Here is a 5380-nt window from a genome sequence, read left to right as displayed (position 1 = left end):
CCGCCTAAAAGGCGGCCGGATGCCTGATTATCGGGTATCCGGGAGGATTAAGTGGGTATTTGGGTAAAATCAGGAGTGATTGGGGGCGGAAACAGACGAAAACCTGTGTTTGGGTTCCGGCTGTCGAGGGAAAGGCTTTTTTGCAAAGGTATCTAACAGTATTGTTTACACTTTTGATTTTTGCTTGAAGACCCAATTAAGCAGCTACCCGGCATTATCAAGAATGTCGATAGGCACAGGAAACCCACTCTGTTCTTGACAACACCGGATAACTACTCAAAAACTATTTCAGCAAAAATAGAAGCTTTCAGTAGCGGAAAAAGTGTAGACAACGCTACTGATTTCTACAGCCTTTCGGAGGGTGGCATACTTTTTGTGATTGGAGTAACAAAGCTAAAAAAGACATCTTTCAGAAATGAGGCAGCTTTTTTTGATACTTTACTCTTTCTCAAGAGACATCGGGGCTTGTTGTAATTGCTGGGAAACCGTATCTAATGCGGTTAGGATGTCTGCATAATACAAGCTGATGAACTCTTTCACGGCAGAATTATCTAACAATCTTTTCAAATAACCGCCAGCAACAATCAAAGACAGATTGGTATCACTAATTTCTTTCTCTGTCCGGGTATAGTCCTCCTTCAACCTGTCCATTTCTTGTTCCAACAGTGAAAGTTTTTCTAGACTATCCGAGTGCTTTTTCTTTTTCTGAGCATGATCAACCAAGTCTTCCTGGGAGGATGCCACCAAGATCATCTCAGCATAGGACTTGGTGAACTTGTTGGCTGCAATCATCATATCTGCAGCTTCCATCTGTCGGATAGGTTTCATTTTTCGGAGGATCCGAAACGTATCTTGTGCCAGATGCTTGTCTGCGAGTTTCGCGGCTACTTCGGGCGTGATATCATTCAGCAAATTCAACTTGCTTTCGATTCCGGATAAGTTGATATTCAGGGTTTTGGCAATCTTCTCCCTTGGTATGCCTTTGCTAATTGCACGGCTGATCATCCGGTATTCCTGAATTGGGCTTAACCGGTTAATTTGCCGGTTATAGGTAAATCCTTCATCGTCTGTGGACAGCAGACATACTACCGTGTCGATTCCTAGTTCTTGTAAGGCAAGCAGACGGAGATGCCCGTCCAGTAAGAGGTACTTACCGTTTTCTTCATAAACAGCCAGCGGCTCAATAACACCAATTTCCTCTACTGAGGCCAAGATGCTTTTGAACTTCACGCTCCCCCGTATCCCTTCGGGGAAGGGGTGCATGGTTTGAATATCTTTGAGCGCGATGTTCTTCAATGATGCTTGAAAAGCATAAGCGATGTGTTTAGGCTGATTCATTGATATATGTTTCCCTATAATGGTTCAGGCATTTACTGAGGTTCTCAGGCATATCTACGATTCTCTCTGCCCGAAGCAGTGTTTTGAAATGATTATCCTCAAACAAACGATTTAACCCAGAAAGAATGATCAGCAGCTGTTGTTGGCAAAATTCAGCCTGTGTTGCCATCAACTGTCTTCGCTTAATCTCATTCTCATACATTTGAAGTAGCTTCTCCTTATTGATAGGTGTATTACGCCTCGGAGTGAAGTGGTAAGTTTTACCATCACGCTTTCTCTGTTGGATCAGTCTCCTGATTTTGGCAATATCTCCGCGCTTTAGCTTCTGTTGTTGGTAGAGATCGGATAAAGCCGTTTGAACTTCTTTTTCTTTTGCACGGGAAATATCTACAGCAACGTCAATCGGCAAATAGCCTTTTTCTACGCCTGCAATCAGGCGTGCCTCACCTTCTCGCAACAAATGTAAAATTCCCCGTATGTATGCTTGATGAAGGCCAATTTTTCGTGAAATATCTTTTTCGGAATATCCACGTTCATACAACACCCGAATGGCAGACAGTATTTCCAAATTGGTGTGCTTACGTCTAGCAATATTTTCAGCCAGGCTGATTAAAAATCCTTCGTCACCACTAACCTCCACAATGTGACACGGTATGTACTCTTCACCTAGCTCTTGGCAGGCGGTTAATCTTCCTTCGCCGCATAATAGGCCATACCATTGTTCTCCATCCAATATTTCCGATTTGGTAACGGTAATCGGACGCTTTAGACCGACTGCCGCGATGCTGGCGACCAATTGGTTAAACACTTTGGGGTTCCTACTGCGTGGATTCAGGACCTTGATTCGATTGATCGGTAGTGTTTGAATCACCATCCTCATAAAATTGCCTCCTTAATCAATACCCGTTTACTCATGGCAAAAAAACGACTCAAATCTTTATGGCGATAACAATCCCAGTCAATTGGGTTTTGTTCCATCAATCTCACTTTGGCACAATGGGTTTTTTCGGAAGGAAGTAGATAGTAATCTACTATTTTCTCCGCCGTTTCATCCAGCCGCACAGCTATGGTCAAATCAGGAGCAAGGCTACTGTCAAAACGTATAAACCAGCGTTTGGTACCAGCATCGGTTATCCGACAGCGTGCCAGCACTAGAGAAACAAAAAACTCCTGATTAATATGGAGTAAATCGTTTTCCGGAATGCGGGATACCGCTCCCCCCAGCCGCTCAATTTCTGCAATCGTCTGCTCAACCAGATCTGCATGAGTCCGTCTCAAGGCACGATTGATTTTCAGATAGCGATAGTCTCGGCTGGGTGTATAACCTACTTCCCGATAGCTCTTAAGTAGGCTTCCGAAGCGGCTACGGAACATACTGCTGGAAGGGCAATCTGCGGCTTCATCAATGATCAAACCAGACAGCTTGCCGTTAATTCGGAGTAGCTCCTTTAATTTATCCAGCATTTCTTCATTGCTCCAATGCCGGCTTCTTTGGTGGATAATGCTTTGGGCGGCATTGAACAGTACGGTGGAAACAATGGGTTGAAAGACTGAATTAGCCCGTACCCATTGTTCGGAGGCATTCTTGCCTTTATGTGGCTTGAAGGGCGAATAGCTGCTTTTGTTCCAGACATTATTGCCGATGTATTTTTCGTTAATCAGGATTTGATGCACAACACCTCTAGTCCAAGAGATGCCACGGTCGGTCAAAATGTGCTGTCTGTTTAAATCATCAGCTATCGCCTGTTCGCTCATTTTTTGGTAAATGAAGTCCTCGTAAATTTTCCGGATAACGGCCTGTTCATGTTCCGGGCCGGGAACCAGAATTACCCTGTCGGTTTGGATACTCTTATGTTCCCCGGCCTTAAGCTCAAATTTTGGCTGCCTATTCTCGTCTACCAACAAGCGGCGCAATCCGTACCCTGCAGAGCCACCTTGTCGAAAACCGAGCCTGATCAAGTTTTCTTGCCCGAGAAAAACCTTCTTTGATAGTCCCTTGCTAAAGAGACCGGCTGAAGTTTGCTGGAATACATCTATGATACCTGTTACTACCGGATCCAACTCTTCTGTTGCCACTGGAATCGGTTCCGCACATTTGTGCAGAATGATGTTTTGCTGCTGACAGAGGTATTGGTAATAACTAGATTCTTGCGGGTCAATAAAGCGTCCCCAGCGACTCGCGTCATAAACCAAAATATGACCGAAATCTGCTTTGCCGCTTCTGACCAAATCAATTAAGTTCAAGAACTGATACCGTTTTTGCGTCACGACTCCGCTGATGCCTTCGTCAATAAATTCACCAACAACGGTCAGTCCATTCTTATTGGCATATTCCAGCAAAAAAGCTTTCTGGTTATCAGGCGAATATTTCTGATGATCCGTGGACATACGGATATACAGAACCGCTTTTTGCTGTTTTGATAACTGTTCCTTTGGATCCATAACAAATGGCAGGTAATTTATTGATTAACAGAATATAAAGGAACAGTTAGGAAAAATGTTGCACTCAAATGGAAAAAAACTTCCCTTGAAGAATATCAATGAAGATATGTGGAAAGAGTTACTCTCAAGCGCTTTATACAAAGAATTGCAGAAAAATCATGTCAATGTCAAAAACCTTGCACATTGGACAGGTGTATCAGAGCGAACAGTCAAAAACTGGTTGGAAAAAAGGTTTATGCCTGACAGCTTGGCTATGATCAGGTTGATGCAGCATTCAAGCTTTGTCCGTCAAATCGTACTCACTCAGATCTGTTTAAGCGAAAACTTGAAGGCGGCAATGTTCGTGTGTGAATTCAAAAAGTTTCTTGCTTCATCAGAAGCATATCTGAGAGACTGATACTAGTAAAACAGGCATCTCCTGAAGGATATGCCTGTTTTGATTTCATAATACAGATCACTCAGAGCGATCTAGTGTCGAGAATGTCATCTCAGGGAACTTTTCTCGTGCAAGCCGGCGTAGATTAGTTTGATGCTCGGTACCCGAACAGAGAAATAAAAAATAGTTTGCTGTTTGCTGTTAAAATAGTCTTCCGATTGCCCGACGTGCCACCGTTTCTGCGTTTTGTTTCCATCACTCAATTGCAACCGTTCCCATGATCCGCCTTGCCCTGTTCGCCGACATCCACGGCAAATTCCTGCTCCCATTCAAGCTGGCGCACCACTACCAGCAAACCACCGGCAAATCCATAGACTTAATTGTCCAATGCGGCGATATGGGCGCATTCCCGGATAAGAGCCGTATGGACAAGGCCACGCTGCGTCATGCGGCAAGAGACCGCGACGAATTGGGCTTTATGGATGATTTTATGCACGCCAAGCTGTCGATCGCCCAATTCCTCGAGCGGCTCAACCTCAATATGCTCTGTGTGCGCGGCAATCATGAGGACCATGAATTTTTGGATGAATTGGAACGGCAAAGCGTGCAGGCTGCTTTTCCGATTGATGTTTATCAGCGCGTTTGGGTGCTGAAAACGGGCGAACCATTTGTGTTGCAGAAGGATGGCGAATCGCTGGAAATTCTCGGCATCGGGCGCATTGGCGATAGGAAACAGCGGCCGCACGGCGAATTTATTCAGGAGTATGAACGGCAAACCTTGCGCCGCTTTATTAAAGACTGCCTGAAAAACAAGCACGACCCCGATCTGCTGATAACGCATGACCAGCCCACCGACAGCCAAAGCGGTTACGGCGCGGAAGAGATTGCCGATGTGCTGGACCAGCTGGCGTTTGCCTACCATTTTTACGGGCACACGGGCGAAGCATACCGGCAGAACTTGGCGAACAGAGGCATTACCCATTCGGTCAAAATCAAAGAATTGGAATTTGACCGACAAGGCAAGTTGTCGGAGGGCTGTATGTTGATTTTGGAAGTGGAGCAGAAGGAAGGGGGCAAGCAGTTTACGCTTTCGCCTGTGCCGTTAAACGAGATTATTCATTTTATGCGGGACACTTGGCGGTATTGCTAATGCGGAAAGTGTGGGGAGGTGTTTATTTTTGCACTGAGTGGATAGAAGAAAAAAAACGGCGAAAATCTTTATGG

At 45.0% G+C, this 5380-nt stretch carries 5 protein-coding genes; 2 read left to right on the top strand and 3 right to left on the bottom strand.

Annotated elements, in window-relative coordinates; translation table 11 throughout:
- Positions 1-438: 438 nt before the first annotated feature.
- The 3 genes from HMPREF3107_RS02365 to HMPREF3107_RS02355 are packed head-to-tail and all read right to left on the bottom strand — an operon-like array spanning position 439 to position 3780.
- Positions 439-1338, bottom strand: a complete 900-nt coding sequence (locus tag HMPREF3107_RS02365) for a plasmid partitioning protein RepB C-terminal domain-containing protein (protein ID WP_070452972.1) — start codon at positions 1336-1338, stop codon at positions 439-441.
- Positions 1325-2212, bottom strand: coding sequence for a plasmid partitioning protein RepB C-terminal domain-containing protein (locus tag HMPREF3107_RS02360; protein WP_070452975.1), 888 nt, complete (start codon positions 2210-2212; stop codon positions 1325-1327). Before HMPREF3107_RS02360 ends, HMPREF3107_RS02365 begins: the two co-directional genes overlap by 14 nt.
- Before the next feature lie 2 nt (positions 2213-2214).
- Positions 2215-3780 (bottom strand): recombinase family protein, encoded by a 1566-nt coding sequence (locus tag HMPREF3107_RS02355; RefSeq protein WP_070452969.1) that lies wholly within the window; start codon positions 3778-3780, stop codon positions 2215-2217.
- A 55-nt stretch (positions 3781-3835) separates the two neighbouring features.
- On the opposite strand from HMPREF3107_RS02355, the gene HMPREF3107_RS02350 reads away from it, so the two are divergent.
- Together HMPREF3107_RS02350 and HMPREF3107_RS02345 are read left to right on the top strand one after the other, a co-directional pair.
- Entirely contained in the window at positions 3836-4177 is a 342-nt protein-coding gene (locus HMPREF3107_RS02350; RefSeq protein WP_041961345.1) for a hypothetical protein, read from the top strand.
- 256 nt (positions 4178-4433) lie between these two features.
- Positions 4434-5306 carry a metallophosphoesterase family protein gene (locus HMPREF3107_RS02345; RefSeq protein WP_070452966.1) on the top strand — a complete coding sequence of 291 codons (873 nt, stop codon included), beginning with the start codon at positions 4434-4436 and terminating at the stop codon, positions 5304-5306.
- Positions 5307-5380: the final 74 nt, after the last annotated feature.

Source organism: Neisseria sp. HMSC31F04, from assembly GCF_001807735.1.
In the GTDB taxonomy this organism is placed as follows: Bacteria; Pseudomonadota; Gammaproteobacteria; order Burkholderiales; family Neisseriaceae; genus Neisseria; species Neisseria elongata.
The sequence above is the reverse complement of the archived record's forward strand: the minus strand, read 5'-3'. Positions and strand labels throughout refer to the sequence as shown.